Source organism: Kangiella marina (assembly GCF_039541235.1).
GTDB lineage: Bacteria > Pseudomonadota > Gammaproteobacteria > Enterobacterales > Kangiellaceae > Kangiella > Kangiella marina.
In genome coordinates this window covers 574,211-592,131 of the sequence record NZ_BAABFV010000002.1, presented here as the reverse complement: position 1 = coordinate 592,131, position 17,921 = coordinate 574,211, and the positions used below count along the sequence as shown (strand labels likewise).

The 17,921-nt window shown below is 45.3% G+C and carries 18 protein-coding genes; 14 read left to right on the top strand and 4 right to left on the bottom strand.

Going from position 1 to position 17,921, the window contains the following annotated elements; translation table 11 throughout:
* Window positions 1-9 precede the first annotated feature (9 nt).
* From purN to ABD943_RS10935, 5 genes are all read left to right on the top strand, one after another.
* Window positions 10-657: a phosphoribosylglycinamide formyltransferase gene (gene purN, locus ABD943_RS10955; RefSeq protein WP_345293224.1), complete on the top strand. Its 648-nt coding sequence runs from the start codon at window positions 10-12 to the stop codon at window positions 655-657.
* Entirely contained in the window at window positions 581-1,375 is a 795-nt protein-coding gene (locus ABD943_RS10950; protein ID WP_345293382.1) for a DUF3108 domain-containing protein, read from the top strand. Before purN ends, ABD943_RS10950 begins: the two co-directional genes overlap by 77 nt.
* Window positions 1,376-1,401: 26 nt before the next feature.
* Window positions 1,402-1,812 (top strand): hypothetical protein, encoded by a 411-nt coding sequence (locus ABD943_RS10945; protein WP_345293223.1) that lies wholly within the window; start codon window positions 1,402-1,404, stop codon window positions 1,810-1,812.
* Between the two features lie 94 nt (window positions 1,813-1,906).
* Complete coding sequence (locus ABD943_RS10940) at window positions 1,907-2,458, top strand: LemA family protein (protein ID WP_345293222.1); 552 nt, start codon at window positions 1,907-1,909, stop codon at window positions 2,456-2,458.
* Window positions 2,451-4,202, top strand: a complete 1,752-nt coding sequence (locus ABD943_RS10935; protein WP_345293221.1) for a DUF2207 domain-containing protein — start codon at window positions 2,451-2,453, stop codon at window positions 4,200-4,202. Before ABD943_RS10940 ends, ABD943_RS10935 begins: the two co-directional genes overlap by 8 nt.
* An 82-nt stretch (window positions 4,203-4,284) precedes the next feature.
* On the opposite strand, the gene ABD943_RS10930 is transcribed toward ABD943_RS10935, so the two are convergent.
* The 3 genes from ABD943_RS10930 to apbC all read right to left on the bottom strand — a co-directional run bounded on the left by ABD943_RS10930 (window position 4,285) and on the right by apbC (window position 6,785).
* Window positions 4,285-4,872: an outer membrane beta-barrel protein gene (locus tag ABD943_RS10930; RefSeq protein WP_345293220.1), complete on the bottom strand. Its 588-nt coding sequence runs from the start codon at window positions 4,870-4,872 to the stop codon at window positions 4,285-4,287.
* An 88-nt stretch (window positions 4,873-4,960) separates the two neighbouring features.
* Entirely contained in the window at window positions 4,961-5,527 is a 567-nt protein-coding gene (gene dcd, locus ABD943_RS10925; protein WP_223577881.1) for a dCTP deaminase, read from the bottom strand.
* A gap of 169 nt (window positions 5,528-5,696) precedes the next feature.
* Window positions 5,697-6,785 carry an iron-sulfur cluster carrier protein ApbC gene (gene apbC / locus ABD943_RS10920; RefSeq protein ID WP_345293219.1) on the bottom strand — a complete coding sequence of 363 codons (1,089 nt, stop codon included), beginning with the start codon at window positions 6,783-6,785 and terminating at the stop codon, window positions 5,697-5,699.
* Between the two features lie 411 nt (window positions 6,786-7,196).
* On the opposite strand from apbC, the gene metG reads away from it, so the two are divergent.
* Window positions 7,197-9,269, top strand: a complete 2,073-nt coding sequence (gene metG, locus ABD943_RS10915; protein ID WP_345293218.1) for a methionine--tRNA ligase — start codon at window positions 7,197-7,199, stop codon at window positions 9,267-9,269.
* Between the two features lie 90 nt (window positions 9,270-9,359).
* Window positions 9,360-9,902, top strand: a complete 543-nt coding sequence (locus tag ABD943_RS10910) for a hypothetical protein (protein WP_345293217.1) — start codon at window positions 9,360-9,362, stop codon at window positions 9,900-9,902.
* A 4-nt stretch (window positions 9,903-9,906) separates the two neighbouring features.
* On the opposite strand, the gene ggt is transcribed toward ABD943_RS10910, so the two are convergent.
* Window positions 9,907-11,631 (bottom strand): gamma-glutamyltransferase, encoded by a 1,725-nt coding sequence (gene ggt, locus ABD943_RS10905; protein WP_345293216.1) that lies wholly within the window; start codon window positions 11,629-11,631, stop codon window positions 9,907-9,909.
* 227 nt (window positions 11,632-11,858) lie between these two features.
* On the opposite strand from ggt, the gene rsxA reads away from it, so the two are divergent.
* The 7 genes from rsxA to nth are packed head-to-tail and all read left to right on the top strand — an operon-like array spanning window position 11,859 to window position 17,724.
* Complete coding sequence (gene rsxA / locus ABD943_RS10900) at window positions 11,859-12,440, top strand: electron transport complex subunit RsxA (protein WP_345293215.1); 582 nt, start codon at window positions 11,859-11,861, stop codon at window positions 12,438-12,440.
* A gap of 8 nt (window positions 12,441-12,448) precedes the next feature.
* On the top strand, window positions 12,449-13,015 hold the full coding sequence (gene rsxB / locus ABD943_RS10895) for an electron transport complex subunit RsxB (RefSeq protein WP_345293214.1): 567 nt from the start codon (window positions 12,449-12,451) through the stop codon (window positions 13,013-13,015).
* The gene (gene rsxC, locus ABD943_RS10890) at window positions 13,015-14,655 is read left to right on the top strand and encodes an electron transport complex subunit RsxC (protein WP_345293213.1); all 1,641 of its coding nucleotides are present in this window, start codon (window positions 13,015-13,017) and stop codon (window positions 14,653-14,655) included. The genes rsxB and rsxC overlap by 1 nt, the downstream gene beginning before the upstream one ends.
* Window positions 14,655-15,749: an electron transport complex subunit RsxD gene (gene rsxD / locus ABD943_RS10885; protein ID WP_345293212.1), complete on the top strand. Its 1,095-nt coding sequence runs from the start codon at window positions 14,655-14,657 to the stop codon at window positions 15,747-15,749. Before rsxC ends, rsxD begins: the two co-directional genes overlap by 1 nt.
* Window positions 15,739-16,398, top strand: a complete 660-nt coding sequence (gene rsxG / locus ABD943_RS10880; RefSeq protein WP_345293211.1) for an electron transport complex subunit RsxG — start codon at window positions 15,739-15,741, stop codon at window positions 16,396-16,398. Before rsxD ends, rsxG begins: the two co-directional genes overlap by 11 nt.
* Window positions 16,395-17,096, top strand: a complete 702-nt coding sequence (locus ABD943_RS10875) for an electron transport complex subunit E (RefSeq protein WP_345293210.1) — start codon at window positions 16,395-16,397, stop codon at window positions 17,094-17,096. Before rsxG ends, ABD943_RS10875 begins: the two co-directional genes overlap by 4 nt.
* A complete protein-coding gene (gene nth, locus ABD943_RS10870; RefSeq protein WP_345293209.1) occupies window positions 17,089-17,724 on the top strand; it encodes an endonuclease III in 636 nt (211 codons plus the stop codon). Before ABD943_RS10875 ends, nth begins: the two co-directional genes overlap by 8 nt.
* Window positions 17,725-17,921 lie beyond the last annotated feature (197 nt).

The following is a 17,921-nucleotide window of genomic DNA, read 5'->3' as shown; positions in this document are numbered from 1 at the left end:
AATTATCTTTTGTCATCTAATAACACTCGCTCCGTGGCAACGAAACGGATCATTGTCCTCATTTCTGGCAGTGGCTCTAACTTACAAGCATTAATCGATGCTATCGAGCTCGGAGCGATTAACGGTGACATCGTCGCCGTTATCAGTAACAAGCCCGATGTGCTTGGCCTAGAGCGCGCAGAGCGAGCGAACATCCCCACTATCGTCATCGACCATCGACAATTCGATGGTCGTGCCTCATTTGAAGCTGAACTCTCTAAAGCCATTAACGAGCTTAAGCCTGATCTAATCGCGCTGGCTGGCTTTATGCGTATTTTAAATTCAGAGTTTGTTCAGCCTTACGAGGGTAAGATGCTCAATATCCACCCTTCTCTACTACCAAAATATAAAGGCTTGCATACTCATAGGCGAGCATTAGAGAATGGTGATAAGGAACATGGTGTCAGCGTTCACTTTGTTACCGCCGAACTTGATGGTGGTCCAGTGATCGCTCAAAGAATAGTTGAGGTGGAAGACAGTGATACTGAGCAAAGTTTACAGCAAAAAGTTCAACGACAAGAGCACCAGCTCTACCCAGAAGTTGTCGCTCGATTCTGTAACGATCGACTCGATTACCGAGACGGCAAAGCTTTCATCGACGGTAAGCCTATCCAATAAAACGCTATATCTACTCGTTAACACAATACTGCTTGTTATCGCACTATTGATTACGTCACCACTCGCTGCTGAAGAGCAACAATTTTCCGCGCTAAAACCCTACTCTATTACCTACGAAGTGCTTCATGAAGGTGATGACGTTGGTACAGCTTCCAGGCAGCTGACGCAGCTGAGCAACGGCCAGTGGCAAATATCGATGGAGTCTGATATCAGCTATTATTTCTTATCAGACAAGCGCCGAGAAACAAGCCGCTTTATGATTGATGCTGAACACATCTTACCGCTCGTCTATCAGCGCCTTTCCGAAACCAGTCTCCGCTCAGATACGACCCTGCTGCAGAACTTTGACTGGAGCAATCTTACTGAGCAAGGTTCCTACAAAGACGCCAAATGGACACAACCACTGAAGATTGGTTATCTGGATCAGTTGACTCAAGTCACTATGATTCGTGAGCACCTGATGACCCAAAAGCCTATACCACCGATTGATATCAGCTATCGTGGCAGCATTCGACATCACGAATTCAAAGTCATTGGTGAAGAAATCATCAAAACTGGCAAAGGCGACATCAGAACAGCCAAGGTTCAGCTCAATGAAAAAGATCGAGACCGCAAAACTAACTTTTGGTTTGCGTTAGAAGACAACATGCTTCCCGTACAAGTCCAAAGAATTAAAGAGGGTGAAGAGCAAGCCAAGCTTGTTGCCCAGGACTGGTAATTATCATTTAAGGAGAAGGAACAATAATGAAAAAGGCACTACTCACTGCATTGATATCTCTAACGTTTTCCACCGTATCTCACGCCAAAGACTACGAGCGTGATGCACTTACCATCGACAAAAGCGTGAATCAGGATATCGAGTTTCAATTTCCTAATGACGATAACCGTTATCCAGAACTCAGTGACTTTGAGGTCGTCAACTATGTCACCATGAGCAACGAGTATGGTGATCGAAAGGTTGTGGTGACGTTGCGCAATAACTCGTCTGGAAACCGAATTTTTGTGAGCGACCAAATCATGGCTCTCTATGCCAATGGCCAAAGAATATCGCCCTACGAAACAAAAGTTAGCTTCAAAGGTAGAGAAACCCAAACCCTTACCCTCAGCTTTGACTCAAGCAAATTTCCAATATTGACGATATACACCCGCGACTAACCGTTTAACTCAGCATAACTTGGCGGATTCATCGAGTTGAAATCCGCCACATATCCACTTATCATCATTTAGAGTTTATTAGGGACGAATCTAGATGACGATAATAATAACCACTGCCGCCGCACTGATCATTCTATGGGGCTTATTTTCTTACAACAAAATCATAGCGCTTAAAAACCAAGTCAGCTCCGCATGGAGCGATATTGATGTTCAGCTTACGCGACGACATGACTTAATACCTGAGCTGGTCAAAACGGTTAAAGCCTACAAGGATTATGAAAAAGAGACGTTGGAGCTCACAACCCTCATCAGAAGTGCCGAAGAAAGTCACTCACCCACTCAGCAACAGCAGCTTGAAACCAAAATTAACAATCGGCTGGATAAGTTAATACTACTTCAAGAAGCTTATCCCGAGCTCAAAGCCAATAGCTCCTTCCTCCAGTTGATGCAAGCTCTCACTGATACTGAAGATAAGCTTCAGTACGCTCGACGCTACTACAACGGCAGCGTCAAAGTGTATAACACAAAGCTTCAGCAAGTTCCCGATAACCTTATCGCCAACCTTTTTCGCTTCAAAGACGCAGAGTTTTTTGAGTTAGATACCCCTGAGATGGCAAAAGCCATTAAGGTGGACATGAATGACTAAATCATTATTGGCTAGCTTAATTCTTATCATCGCCACTCTTGCTACTTTCCAAGCAAGCGCTGACGAGCGGATCTTAGAGTTTCATAGTGATATCACAATCCACCAAGATTCAAGCCTAACCGTTATTGAAACCATTAATATCAGATCAAAGGGTCGCCTAGTCCGTCGAGGTATCTACAGAGACTTTCCCACAACCTACCAAGACCGACTGGGAAATACCTATCAGGTGGGGTTTGATATTCAAAGCATCACCAAAGATGGCAGGCTAGCGCCGTGGTTTACTCACAACTTAAGAAATGGAGTTAGGATTTATATTGGTGACAAACACCAACTCCTTCGAGATGGCCTGCACACATACACCATTGCCTATAAAACCAGTCATCAGCTTGGGCACTTTGAGGAATATGACGAACTCTATTGGAATGTTACGGGTAACGACTGGAAGCTTCCGATCAATTACGCGACCGTGACTATCCACTTCCCTTCTGACATTTGGCCAAGCGATGTTAAGCATCAAGGCTACACAGGCTATTTCGGTGAAACTGGTAAGAGTTATCGGCTAGTGGAACATACAAAAAAGATGATAAAGTTTGAAACGCTAAGCGAGCTTAAACCAGCCGAAGGCTTTACCATTGGCGTGGGCTGGCCCAAAGGGCATGTCACAGTTCCAACAGCGTTAGAACGCTACCAAACATTACTGGGCCAAAACCTTCATTTAATTATTTTTATCGCAGGACTACTGGTGGTCTTGGCGTATCATATTATTGTCTGGCTAAAAGTAGGCAAAGATCCCAAGTCTGGCGTCATTATCCCGATCTATGATCCGCCTCAAAAAGAATCACCTGCGGCGATGCGGTATATTTTGCGCAATTATTATGATCACAAGACCTTCACTACGGCTTTAATTTCCCTTGCAGTAAAAGGCTATCTGACTATTGATGAGGATAAGTCTGAAGACAAATTCATATTTACTCGAACAGGAAAAAAAGTCGACTTCTCTGCTGGTGAAGAAGCTATTGCCGATAATCTTTTTGCCAATAATGCCTACCAATCGACCGAGGAAGCCGATAACGAGGTTTTTGTTGACGCTCTGTATGCGCATAAAAAATCCCTGGAGAAAGATTACAAGAAGAAATACTTTAACCTTAACGCCAGCTACTTGGTTATTGGTATTCTGCTCTCTGCGGCAAGTGTGTTTCTTGGGGTTATCTTTAAGGATCCTTTTGCTAATATAGCGTTACCAGCGATCATCGTGATTGGACTACATTTAGCTATAAACTTCATTTTTGGACTCTTTATTAAAGCTCCAACAGTTGTTGGTCGGAAGTTCATGGATAAAGCTGAAGGCCTCAAACACTACCTGACCATCGCCGAAACCGATCAATTAAGACAGCAATATCCGCTAACCAAAACTCCAAGCAATTTTGAACGTTATCTTCCTTACGCCTTTGCGCTAGATATCGAAGAAACTTGGGCTGATTATTTCGGTGATCGACTACAAAACCAGTTTATACAACAAGATGGTCCAGCCATGTCAAAACCTACTTGGTTCAACGCTACCAATAATCATATAGGCATTAATACCATGACCTCGCAGCTAAGCACTCAGGTGTTAAGCAGCGTGGTAGCTTCTGCGACACCGCCAGGCTCTACTTCAGGTAGCGGCTTCAGCTCTGGTGGTGGCTTTGGCGGCGGAGGCTTCTCTGGAGGCGGTGGTGGCGGTGGCGGAGGTGGCGGCTGGTAAACGTTACTTTCATCTACGTTACTCACAAGTTCAAGATACAAAAAAAGCAGCCGAAGCTGCTTTTTTTTGAACTCAACATCTACTAGAAGTCGAAACGGGCTTCTAGAGCATAGATATTAACATCGCTTTCAAATTTACCTTCTAAACCTAATGAGAAGTTCTCAGTAAAGTGATAACGACCTTCAAGGTTTACGAATGTCATTGAGTCGTCAAAATCCATGTGTTGAACTGACGCGCCCCACTCGAAGTTGTCCGTAGCCATGCCTCGGAAACCAACTAGCGCATTGGCTGCGCCTTCATCTTCAGAAGCTGTAACACCGCCAAAGCTTGCCTCAACATCAGATCTTGCATAACCCAATTCTGCGATAAAATCAGTATTAGCTGACATTGCCGTATTGAAACCTAAGTTTACTGTTGCCAGATCCATGTCTAAGTCAACACCAGACTCTTCACCACTTTGTCTGGTCGCATCAAGCTTCAGGTACCAGTTGTTGGCAAGGTCAAAAGATAGGCCACCGCTAATACCGTCTAGATCCAAGTCAGAACCACCGTCTACATCAAAAGTCGATTGGCTCCAGCCAATGCTCGCGTTGTTATAAGACACATCTTTTGCTGCGGCACTGCCAGCAAACGTCGCTGCGACTACAGCTGCTAATAATTTAAGTTTCATATTATTTTCTCCATAAATTAACTGAACCATTCAGTAGTTGCTATTATGGCGAAGTTACATGAATGAAAACTGAATTTAGCAATGAGTTTTACGTTTTTGGTAACGTCACTCCGCGCTGGCCTTGGTACTTACCACCTCGATCTTTATACGAGGTTTCACAGACTTCATCCGACTCATAGAACAACATCTGAGCGACACCTTCGTTTGCGTAAATCTTTGCAGGTAATGGTGTGGTGTTTGAGAACTCAAGCGTCACATGCCCTTCCCACTCAGGCTCTAGCGGCGTAACGTTAACGATGATACCGCAACGTGCGTAGGTGGATTTACCTAAACACACCGTTAGCACACTACGTGGAATGCGAAAATACTCGACGGTACTGGCTAGTGCGAAAGAATTCGGTGGAATGATGCAGACATCACTTTTGACATCAACAAAACTATTTTCGTCAAAGTTTTTGGGGTCAACCACGCTCGAATGAACGTTGGTGAAGATTTTAAAATGATCCGAGCAGCGTACATCGTAGCCATAACTCGATGTACCGTAAGACACGATCTTTTGATCATTAATATGACGAACCTGCCCTGGCTCATACGGCTCGATCATCCCCTCATTTTCCGCCATACGACGGATCCACTTATCTGATTTTATGCTCATAATTTATCTACTCTATTATTAATCTTTTTCTATAACTGTATTATTAAAAAAATGTGAATTTTTGCATCTAGAACGCGAAAGCGACGCACGGAGAGCAGGAGTGTATGTGAAATACATGACTGCTCGAGTACGGAAAGCTGACAAAGTTATAGCGCAAAAAGGCCATTTTCTATGTATTTTCTATCGATATGCTGGGAAAACTCGCCTTAAAATCCTTCGCCTCTAGCGAAAGTTTCGCAGCCATACGCTGCGCAATATCCACATATCGCTTAGTCACCTCTGACTCAGGCTTTTTCACCACCGTCGGTTCGCCAGCATCCGTCTGCTCACGGATATTCAGCGATAAAGGCAGACTCCCTAGTAGCTCAACCCCGATCTCTTTTGCCAGCGCGTCACCACCACCTTGCCCAAAGATATGCTCTTCGTGACCACAATTTGAACAGGTATGCATGGCCATATTTTCTACCACACCTAACACCGGAACGGAAACTTTATTGAACATGGTCACGGCTTTACGCGCGTCAGCTAGCGCAATATCTTGTGGCGTGGTCACGACCACCGCTGCGGTCACGGGTATTTTTTGTGCGATCGTCAGCTGAATATCGCCAGTTCCCGGTGGCAAGTCGATAATCAAGTAATCGAGATCTTTCCACTGAGTATCGTTAATCAGCTGTTGCAACGCCCCGCTCGCCATTGGGCCGCGCCAAACCATCGCTTGTTCAGGTTTAACTAGGTAACCGATCGACATGGATTGTAAGCCATGGCTCTCAATCGGTAGTATCGATTTTTTATCGATGGTTTCAGGGTTCTTGCCTTGCATACCCAGCATGATCGGCATACTAGGTCCATAAATATCGGCGTCCAGAATACCCACATTGGCGCCTAAAGCACTCAAAGCTAGAGCCAAATTCACCGATGTGGTCGACTTCCCTACACCACCCTTACCAGATGCCACAGCGATGATGTTCTTCACATTGGGCATAGCCTGTACTTTTGCTGGGTGCACGTGAGCATCCACACGCCAACTGACGTCTAGCTTAAAGGAGACTGTAGGTTCTTTGGCCGCTAAAAACTCACCAAGCTCAGTCGTCAATTGTTGCTCATACTCTCCTAGCGGGAAACCCAGTTTCAAGACAATTTCGACCGTTTTCTCGCCTATCTCTATACTTTTCAGTACTTTAGCATCAACTAGATCCTCTTTTAGGAAAGGGTCTCGATATTCAGAAAGGTATTCGCGGACTTGTTCTTCAGTGACCATAAACTCGAAGTGTTCGATGTTTTAATAAAGTGACTCAAAGTCTAAGTCTTTTGGGTCATAAAACCAAGACTGCTAGGGCTAGTTTATGATTATTTTTCACTTTTGCAGTAGTTTGTTTGGGTTTTATACAAGGCATTGTGTTAGCTGTGTAGCCAACCTACACGCTTAACACAATAACGCCGTAGAAAGGCCAAACAAGCACTGCCCTTTGGGTTCAGCCGCAAACCTACTTGTTATGACAGGTTATTTGCAAGCCATAGCTGTAGATGATGGGTTAACACCTGCCTTCTTGAACAAGAGGGAAAAATAACCATAAACTAGCCCTAATTAGTTAATGAAAAATCGGCTTAAAACCAGTAAGATTCACCGCTATAACTGTAATAAACCACTCGAAACGACGAAGTATTGTTCATGACTGCTGAAAACCAACAGAAGCAACGAAAAATTTTAGTCACAAGCGCCCTGCCGTACGCTAATGGTGATATCCATATCGGGCACTTACTTGAATACGTACAAACCGATATTTGGGTGCGTTTTCAAAAGTCTCGTGGTCATCAGTGTATCTATGTTTGCGCTGATGATACCCACGGTACGCCAGTCATGCTTCGTGCACAAAAAGAAGGCAAAACGCCTGAAGCGTTCATCCAGGAAAGTCACGCAGCTCACGAAAAAGACTTTGCTGATGCGCTGGTTGGTTTTGATAATTACTACACCACACACAGCGAAGAGTCGAAAGAGCTGACTCAGGGCATTTATCTCAAGCTCAAAGAAAAAGGTCATATTAGCTCTAAAACCATTAATCAGCTGTACGATCCTGAAAAGAAGATGTTCTTGCCGGATCGTTTTGTAAAAGGCACCTGCCCTAAGTGTGAGTCAGAAGATCAATACGGTGATAACTGTGATAATTGCGGTGCGACTTACACCCCTGCCGATCTTAAAAACCCTAAATCAGCGGTTTCGGGCGCAACCCCAATCACTAAAGAGTCAGAGCACTTCTTCTTTGACTTAAAAGAATTCGAAAGCTTTTTGCGTGAGTGGCTAAGTACTGGAACACGCGAAGGCGTACCACACGTCCAAGCCGAAGTTCAGAACAAAATGAACGAATGGCTAGACGACTTGCGTCAGTGGGACATTTCTCGCGACGCGCCTTATTTCGGCTGGGAAATTCCTGGTGAAGAAGGAAAGTATTTCTACGTATGGCTCGATGCACCAATCGGTTACATGGCCAGTTTTAAGAATCTATGTAGCAAGCGTGATGACCTTAACTTTGATGATTTCTGGGGTAAGGATAGCGATGCTGAGGTTTACCACTTCATCGGCAAAGACATTATCTACTTCCACACCTTATTCTGGCCTTCGGTCTTGAATGGCGCGGGCTACCGCACACCAAGCGCGGTCTGGGCGCACGGTTTTGTGACGGTTAACGGCAACAAGATGTCTAAATCAAAAGGCACCTTCATTAAGGCCAGAACCTACTTAGAGCATTTCCGCCCTGAGTTTTTGCGTTATTACTATGCTGCGAAGTTATCAAGCCGTATTGATGATTTCGACCTCAATCTTGAAGACTTCGTACAACGAGTAAACTCTGACTTGGTTGGTAAGTTAGTTAACATTGCTAGCCGCTGCTCTGGATTTATCACGAAGCAATTTGATGGCACGTTAAGCAACAGTATTATCGAGCCGGACTTAATGAAAGAGTTTACCGACACTTCCGTAGAGTTGGCTCAACATTACGAAAATCGTGAGTTTGGTCGTGCCATAAAACACATCATGTCATTAGCCGACAAAGCCAACGCTTACATTGCCAACGAAGAGCCTTGGAAACTGGTCAAAAACGACGAGACAAAAGAGCGCGCACACCAAGTATGCAGTCTTGGTATCAATATGTTTAAAGTGCTAGCAACTTATTTAGCGCCAGTATTGCCGGAGCTTGCGGGCAAAGTACAAGACTTCCTCAAAGTGGATAGTCTTGACTGGGCCAGCGCTCAAGACGTACTAACTGGCCATGAAATCAATAAGTTCAAACCAATGATGCAACGTATCGACATGAAGCAGGTTGAAGCAATGATCGAAGACTCTAAAGAAGATTTACAAGAAGAAGCCCAACTTGATGAAAAGCAGGTTGATGAGCCACAGTTAGATGACCCGATTAAAGATGAGATCCAGTTCGGTGATTTCGATAAAATTGATCTGCGTATCGCTAAAATTGCCAAAGCGGAACACGTGGAAGGCGCTGACAAATTATTAAAACTTCAATTAGACCTAGGCAAAGGCGTCACCAAGCAAGTCTTCGCGGGAATTAAATCTGCTTATAACCCTGAAGACTTGGAAGGCAAATTAACCGTGATGGTGGCGAACCTAGCGCCACGCAAAATGCGCTTTGGAATGTCAGAAGGCATGGTCTTAGCAGCAGGCCCAGGTGGTAAAGACCTTTGGATTATGAATCCAGATGATGGTGCTGAGCCGGGAATGCGGGTAAAGTAAGAGAAGTAACAAGCAGCAGAGTACGCCCTGTATTCTGCTGTGTCATGACATGAACCCGTTGAAAAGATAACGAGAACGAAGATAGAAGCCATGATTAATGATTCAAATGAACCAATGCAACTTGAAGCTAATGCTGTTATTACCACCTTTGAAAATTACGGGGCAGCATGGGGACTCTATATTGGTTTAACGTTATTATTGGCGGCGTTAGCATGGTTTACCTTTCGCAAGCAACACTTCTTAATTAAATGGTTTTTAGCTTCGATTATTTTGGCAGGTGCATTATGTTTTGGTCACCCTGCTGAGGATATCGACACTTACTCCCCCCTTATTCTCAACACCATGGTCGAGTTATTTGACGGGAATGTTGAGCAGTTCACCAGTGATATCGCTTTCATAGCAATGGTTTGGGGAATTTTGTTTATTGTTGGTGTTGGTACTTGGCTACTAATTCGCTATCTGCGCAAAGATAAGGGCGACGCTGGAAAAGCTAAAAAATCGCCACAAAAACCAGCTAAATCTAAAAAAGAACAAGTCTCAAAAGATGCTTCTAATAAAGACAAGCCAATGGAGACCGAAGGGAATGCCCGTGGTGCTACGCCTGTCGAGCCAACCATCGGCGATGATGTGTAGTTAATTAATACCCTGCCGCTTCAGCGTTGGGTCGTCTAGGGTCAGCTGATCCATAAATATAGTCTTCAATCTGAATAGATTGGGTCGCACCAATTGTTCCGCTGCGCTTCACTTTATAGCCCATGTTTTGTAACAAATCGACTGTGTCTTGATTAAGTTCTGGCTCGACAAAGAGGACATCAGGCAGCCATTGATGATGGAAACGCGGGGTATGCGTCGCTGACGCAATATTCATATCATGGTCAATGACATTGCTAACAATTTGCAGCACCGCCGTGATAATACGACTTCCGCCTGGACTGCCCGTTAGTAATTTCAATTTTCCATCTTTGAATACCATGACCGGCGTCATGGAGCTGAGTGGACGTTTGTTCGGCTCAATTGTATTTGCTTCACCACCAATCAGGCCGTAGCCATTTGGCGTACCAGGTTTCGCTGAAAAGTCATCCATCTCATTATTCAGTAAAATTCCCGTACCTTCTGCCACCAAGCCCGTTCCAAAGGAGTAGTTTAGAGTATATGTATTGGAAACCGCATTCCCCCACTTATCGACCACGGATATTTGAGTGGTTTCAGGGCTTTCTGGCGCAGCAGGAATGCCTGGCTGAATATCGGTTGAAGCTGTTACTTTGTCCAGACTGATGCTTTTAGCAATGTTGCTGCCATACTTTTTGCTGGTAAGCCACGCCACTGGCGCATCATAAAAGTCACTATCGCCTAAATGTTTACTTCTATCAGCGTAAGCGTATTTCATACTTTCGGCCATCAGGTGGATGGTTTTTGCGGTGTTTGATCCCAGCTCAGCTAGCGGAAAGTGTTCTAGAATGTTGAGCATTTGAATGATGTGTACGCCGCCAGAACTTGGCAAAGGCATCGCGACAATATCATGTCCACGGTAACTTCCTCGAACAACCTTTCTCACGCTGGGTTGGTAAGCCTTAAGATCTTGCTGTGAAATAATGCCACCATGTTTTTTCATCGCGGCAATCAGCTTTTCGCCTACTTCGCCCTGATAAAAAGCTTTTGCCCCGTGTTTTTGAATCTGCTTTAAGGACCATGCTAAATCTTGCTGCACAAATTTATCACCCAGCTTATAAGTCGAACCATCCTCTTTATAAAAGACTTTCTTGGTCGCTTCAGACTGGCTTAAGTGGGTACGACGCGTGTCTAGCTTAGTCGCCAGATCCCAGTTCATGATAAAGCCATCTTCAGCTAACCGAATCGCTGGCTCCACTAAATCTTTCCACGGCAGCTTGCCGTACTTTTTATGGGCTAGTTCAAAACCTGCTACCGTCCCCGGAACGCCGACCGACATATAACTGAATCGAGCTTTTTGGCGATCAACGTTACCCTCAGCATCTAAATACATATCTTTATGAGCTTTGGCGGGTGCTTTTTCACGATAATCGATAGCAATCGTTTCGCCTGATTCAGCATCATGAACCAACATAAAACCACCACCACCAATATTTCCCGCAACAGGTAACACTACCGCTAAGGCAAAACCAGAAGCAATGGTTGCATCTACCGCATTACCGCCTTTTTGCAGAATATCTCGCCCTACTCGGCTCGCTAAATATTGACGAGTCACCACCATGCCATGTTCAGCAACCGTCGGATGATGACTGCTTTTATAGTCAATGATGCTCGGCAAGCCACTACCGGTAGCTGCCTGGGAGCTCAGACCCACTAACAGGGCGCTGCTCAGACTTAACAATAATTTTTTCATAAATAATATTTCAGAGATTTAGCGTGTCCATTAGTCTAACCAGCTCAAGGTTAAAATTCATCCTCATTATAAGGATTATGCTCACGCACCTAGTTGGTAAGTCTTTCACAATTGGAGGATCTTCAGTTGCGGTTGTTTCAAGCGGCGCTATCTAGCATAATATAAGGACTTTAGAGACCTATTTAGATTTTGCAAAAAGTCTAGCAAAAACAAGGCTTTTACTTTTCATGGGCGACTACTTACTGCTCTTTATTGGTACCGTTTTAGTCAACAACTTTGTGTTGGTAAAGTTTTTAGGACTCTGCCCTTTTATGGGTGTGTCTGGGAAGCTTGAGACCGCTATTGGCATGTCTGTCGCTACCACTTTTGTTTTAACCCTCGCTTCAGCACTCAGTTATATCGTCAATACCTACATTCTCGCGCCCATGGGAATGGAATATTTACAAACTCTCTCCTTTATTTTGGTCATTGCTGTGATGGTGCAGCTGACGGAAATGATCATCCATAAAACCAGCCCCATTTTGTACCGCTTACTGGGCATCTTCTTGCCATTGATTACCACTAACTGTGCCGTGTTAGGCGTCGCCTTGCTCAACATTAACGAGCAGCATAATTTTGTACAGTCTGTAGTGTATGGCTTTGGTGCTGCGGTCGGCTTTTCGCTAGTTCTGATCCTATTCGCTGCGATGCGTGAGCGTTTAGCTGCGGCAGACGTGCCAATTCCTTTTAAAGGTGCTTCTATCGCCATGATTACTGCTGGACTAATGTCACTAGCCTTTATGGGCTTTTCCGGCTTGGTTAAGTTGTAGGGCTGGCCATGGACTTAATTACCGCGGTTATCATTCTCGCAGTACTCGGCCTTGTCTTTGGCGGATTACTCGGCTTTGCCTCCATTAAATTCAAAGTCGAAGGCGATCCGATAGTTGAACAAATCGATGAAATCCTACCACAAACCCAGTGCGGCCAATGTGGCTACCCGGGGTGTAAACCTTACGCCGAAGCGATTGCCAATGGCGATGAAATCAATAAGTGCCCACCAGGCGGGGAAGCTGGCGTCAAAGCTTTGGCGGAGCTTCTTGGGCGCGAAGTCATTCCGCTGGATGAAGAGCGTGGCGAAGAAAAACCTCCTAGCGTTGCCTATATTCGTGAGGACGAGTGTATCGGTTGTACCAAGTGTATTCAGGCCTGTCCTGTGGATGCCATACTGGGCGCCCCCAAATTAATGCACACGGTGATTATTGATGAATGCACGGGCTGTGATCTATGCGTTGAACCCTGCCCTGTAGACTGCATTGATATGATTGAACTGCCGCAGACGATTTCTAGCTGGAAATGGCAACAACCTGATCAAATGATCCCAGTCAAGCAAGTGGAGGCAAACTAATGGAGCGCTCCAGCCCTACGCCTAAAAGTCGTGCCTCTGAAATACCGATTTATGAAATCCCAGGTGGGATTCACCCAGAAGAACACAAACTTCGCTCTAGTCAGCCAGAAATCAAGCGACTGCCACTGGCGAGTGAATTCATTATCAACTTAAAAGGGCAAGCCGGTAATCGCTCGCTACCCATTGTGGAGGTTGGTGATACGGTTCTCAAGGGCCAAGTGATTGCAGAGTGCGATGGTATTTTTAGTGCCTATCAGCATGCACCAACATCCGGTGAGGTGGTCGCGATTGAAAAACGAACCATTGCCCACCCTTCAGGCTTGGACGATCTCTGTATTGTGATAAAAGCGGATGGTGAGGATCGGTGGTGTGAGTTAACTCCTACTCATAGCTTAGATGACATGGACAGAGAGGCGGTACTCGCACAAATCTTTGAAAAAGGGGTTGTCGGTTTAGGTGGCGCGTCTTTCCCGAGCCATATTAAGCTTAAACAACATGAAGGCATTCACACTCTCATCATCAACGCAGCTGAATGTGAGCCCTATATTACTTGTGACGATAAGCTGATGCAGGAGCATGCTAAAGAAGTACTGCTCGGCGCTGAGATTATCAGTAAGCTGTATCAGGATATCGATATTGTTATTGGTATCGAAGATAACAAGCCTCAAGCCATTGATGCGATTCAACAGGCTCGCGAAGCACTCAAGCTGTCCAACATAAAGCTGGGGGTGGTCCCGACAAAGTACCCCAGCGGTGGCGAGAAACAATTGATTCAGCTGCTTACGGGCAAAGAAGTACCACATGGCAAGCTACCTGCTGACTTGGGGCTGGTGATGCATAATGTTGGAACCTGCTACGCTATTCAGCAGGCCCTAAACGAAGGTAAACCTTTGGTTGAGCGCTTGGTAACACTCACCGGTGATAGTTGCAATACTCCGGGAAACTATTGGGTTCCATTCGGTACTCCCGTCAATCATTTAGTACAAGCAACCAAGTCTGAGACACCGAAAAGGTTGATCATGGGCGGCCCGATGATGGGGTATCAATTGCCCAGTGCTGATGTCGGCATTGTCAAAGCCACAAACTGCATCATCATGGCTGCGGATGGCGAACTGGGTCTGGATCAAACTGCTCTGCCCTGCATTCGCTGTGGCGCTTGTATGGATGCCTGCCCAGCATCATTACTACCTCAACAATTGTTCTGGCATGCGCAAGCAGATGAATTCGACAAAGCAGAAGAGTATGACCTATTTGATTGCATAGAATGCGGCGCTTGTGCGTATGTCTGCCCTAGCCACATTCCGCTGGTACAACATTACCGTTATGCCAAATCAACCATTCGCAACAAACGAGTCGAAAAGATCAAAGCAGAAAAAGCTCGTGAACGGTATGAGGCTCGCCAAGAACGTCTTGAGCGCGTGAAGCGCGAAAAAGCTGAACGGCATCGCAAAGCAGCGGAAGCCCGCAAAAAAGCCGCACAAGAAGCAGGTAAAAAAGACGAAAAGAAAGCAGCGGTGCAAGCAGCTTTAGCCCGAGTACAGGCCAAAAAGAAAGCGCAGCAGGCCGAGGGTTCTGATAACAGCGAACCTTCGTCCGACAAGGACAACTCTGACAAGAACAACTCTGAAGGAAATAACTGATGGCATTACTTTCGTCACCTTTTGCCAAAAAGACCAACTCAGTCACCCAGATGATGTTATGGGTCGTGGCGGCGACTCTGCCCGGATTATTTGTTCTGATGTACTTTTTTGGCATTGGTGTTTTAGTCAACCTGATCATTGCTTGCAGCACTGCACTGTTCGCTGAAGCTTTGATACTCAAGCTAAGAAACCGCCCAGTTTTGCCGATTTTGTGGGATGGAAGCGCTTTTGTGACAGCTTGGTTATTAGCGCTAGCGCTGCCGCCACTGCTTCCTTGGTGGATGACTGTTTTGGGAACGGCCTTTGCCATCGTCTTCGCTAAACATGTTTATGGCGGCCTTGGAAATAATATTTTTAACCCAGCCATGGTTGGCTATGTTCTACTCTTAATTTCTTTTCCACTAGAGATGACGACGTGGTTACCACCACAGTCTTTGGCGGAAAATCCCGTCGGTGTTGTCGACGCTATTAGTATCATATTGTCTGGCTCAGCGTCTGATGAAGCCACCGTAAATATGCTCAAGCAAGGCGTTGACGGCTACACTATGGCCACACCGCTCGACCACATTAAAACTGAACTTGCGCAAGGTTATAGAATTCCCGAAGCCGAAGCATCCCCGATCATCAATGGCTTATCAGGTGTTGGCTGGCAGTGGGTTAATTTGGCTTTCTTAGCCGGTGGCTTACTGTTGATGTTCAAAAAAATTATTGGCTGGCAAATCCCTATCGCCTTGCTATTGGGCATGGGCGTTATTTCCTTGCCTCTATTTTTTGTAAACAGTGATCATTATCTATTCCCAATGTTCCATGGCTTTGCCGGCGCCACGATGCTGGGGGCTTTCTTCATCGCTACCGATCCTGTCACCGCATCGACCACGATCAAGGGGCGTTGGATTTTTGGCTTAGGCATCGGCATTATCACGGTGCTTATTCGCACTTTTGGCGGTTACCCGGATGCTATCGCCTTTGCTGTGTTGTTAATGAATATGGCGGTGCCGATGATTGATTACTACACCAAGCCACGAACCTACGGTCATAATAAGCGCCCGACTAAAGATTCTAAAGCGACCAGAGGAGGCTCTGATGCTCAATAAAGTCATCAGTAAAAATGCCTTAATCCTTGCCGCTTTCGCTGCTGTCTGTGTCGGCTTAATTGCGGCAACTTACTTTATTACTCGTGACACTATCGCTGGCGAGATGAAAGCTGCATTAGCAAGAACTCTCGATCAATTGGTGCCAGCCGATCAGTACAACAATGATGTACATCATGATTGCACGCTTATCCCAGCTAACTCAGACCTTGGTAACACCAATCCTCGTCAAGTGTACCGCATGTTTCAAGATCAAGAGCCTGTGGCACTGGTCATGGAAACCGTTGCCCCCAATGGCTATAGTGGCAAAATTAATATGGTATTAGGCATCTATTATGATGGTTCCATCGCAGGGCTTCGAGTTACCGACCATAAAGAGACCCCGGGCCTTGGTGATAAAGTTGATATCAATAAAAGTGACTGGGTAACCACATTCGAAGGCAAGTCTTTAGATAACCCAGGGGTTGCACAATGGAAAGTCAAAAAGGATGGCGGTACGTTCGATGCCTTCACAGGCGCAACTATCACCCCTCGCGCTGTCGTCGCACAAGTTGCAAAAGCCTTAAGCTACTTTAACGAGCACAAAGATTCCCTTTTTATGGCGCCGAGAAATTGCGCCAGTAAAGCCCCCCAACCTGCAGGTGAGTCATGAGCGATACTGATAACAAAACGATCGTCAAGAACGGCTTATGGGACAATAACCCAGCGCTGGTCCAACTCCTAGGTTTATGCCCGCTGCTTGCAGTCAGTAACACTTTCATCAATGGCTTGGGCTTAGGTCTAGCGACGTTGCTGGTACTCGCTGGTTCCAACGCATCGGTTTCACTGGTTCGTAACTATATTCCAAAAGATATTCGCATCCCAATTTTTGTCATGATGATCGCCAGCTTCGTGACCAATATTGGCTTGCTAATGAATGCATTCACCTATGATTTATACTTAACTTTAGGCATTTTTATACCGTTGATCGTGACTAATTGCGCGATTATTGGGCGAGCTGAAGCTTTTGCATCGAAAAACCGGTTCTTACCCTCTTTACTGGACGGTATTATGCAGGGACTTGGCTTCACGGCTGTGCTCTGTACACTCGGCGCTTTAAGAGAAATGATTGGCCAAGGAACCCTTTTCTCAGGAGCCGAGCAATTACTCGGAGGCTGGGCCAGCAATCTAGAAATTTCATTTTACTTAACAGATGCCAAGTTTCTCTTTGCCATATTGCCTCCAGGAGCTTTTGTCGCTCTAGGGATTTTAATTGCAGTTAAAAATGTTATTGATAATAAAGCCGCAGAAAAAGTAAAGCATAGAACCAATAATCAAAATATCAGTGGGGAAACCGTCACTAATGAATAAAGCTAAGCGCCAAGTAATTTTTGAGCGACTAAGAGAACAGAACCCAAACCCTGAAACCGAACTTGAATACAGCTCAACTTTTGAGCTACTCATTGCTGTCATCCTCTCAGCACAGGCTACCGATGTCGGCGTCAACAAAGCCACTCGTAAGCTATACCCTGTCGCTAACACACCTGAGTCTATTTATGCGCTGGGCGAAGAAGGTCTAAAGGAATACATCAAAACCATCGGCTTATTTAATAGCAAAGCTAAAAACGTCATCTCCTGCTGTAAAGATCTGATTGAAAAACATGACTCTGTTGTTCCAGATAACCGGCCAGATCTTGAGGCATTAGCTGGCGTAGGCCGTAAAACGGCTAACGTTGTTTTAAACACAGCGTTCCGCCAACCTGCAATGGCTGTCGATACGCATATTTTCCGCGTATCCAACCGGACCAATATCGCTCCGGGCAAGACTGTTCGAAAAGTCGAAGACGCTTTATTAAAATTTGTGCCCAAAGAATTTTTGTTGGATGCTCACCACTGGTTGATACTCCATGGCCGCTATACTTGCGTCGCTAGGAAGCCCCGATGCGGCTCTTGCATTATTGAAGATTTGTGCGAATTTAAGGATAAAACCTCCGATTAGTGCTCAAAATGAGCACAACTGCTCTTATCAGATGCTTATTTTTTAATCAACAAGTGATCTTTGCTTCACTTTTGTTATACTCAGACGCTGTATGTGAGAGATGTCACATTAATTGATGGCACATTGCGGTCGAAAATAGTCTAAAAACACTAGTGAAAACAACACCCCGCAGAGTCATATCAATAAGTAATAAACAC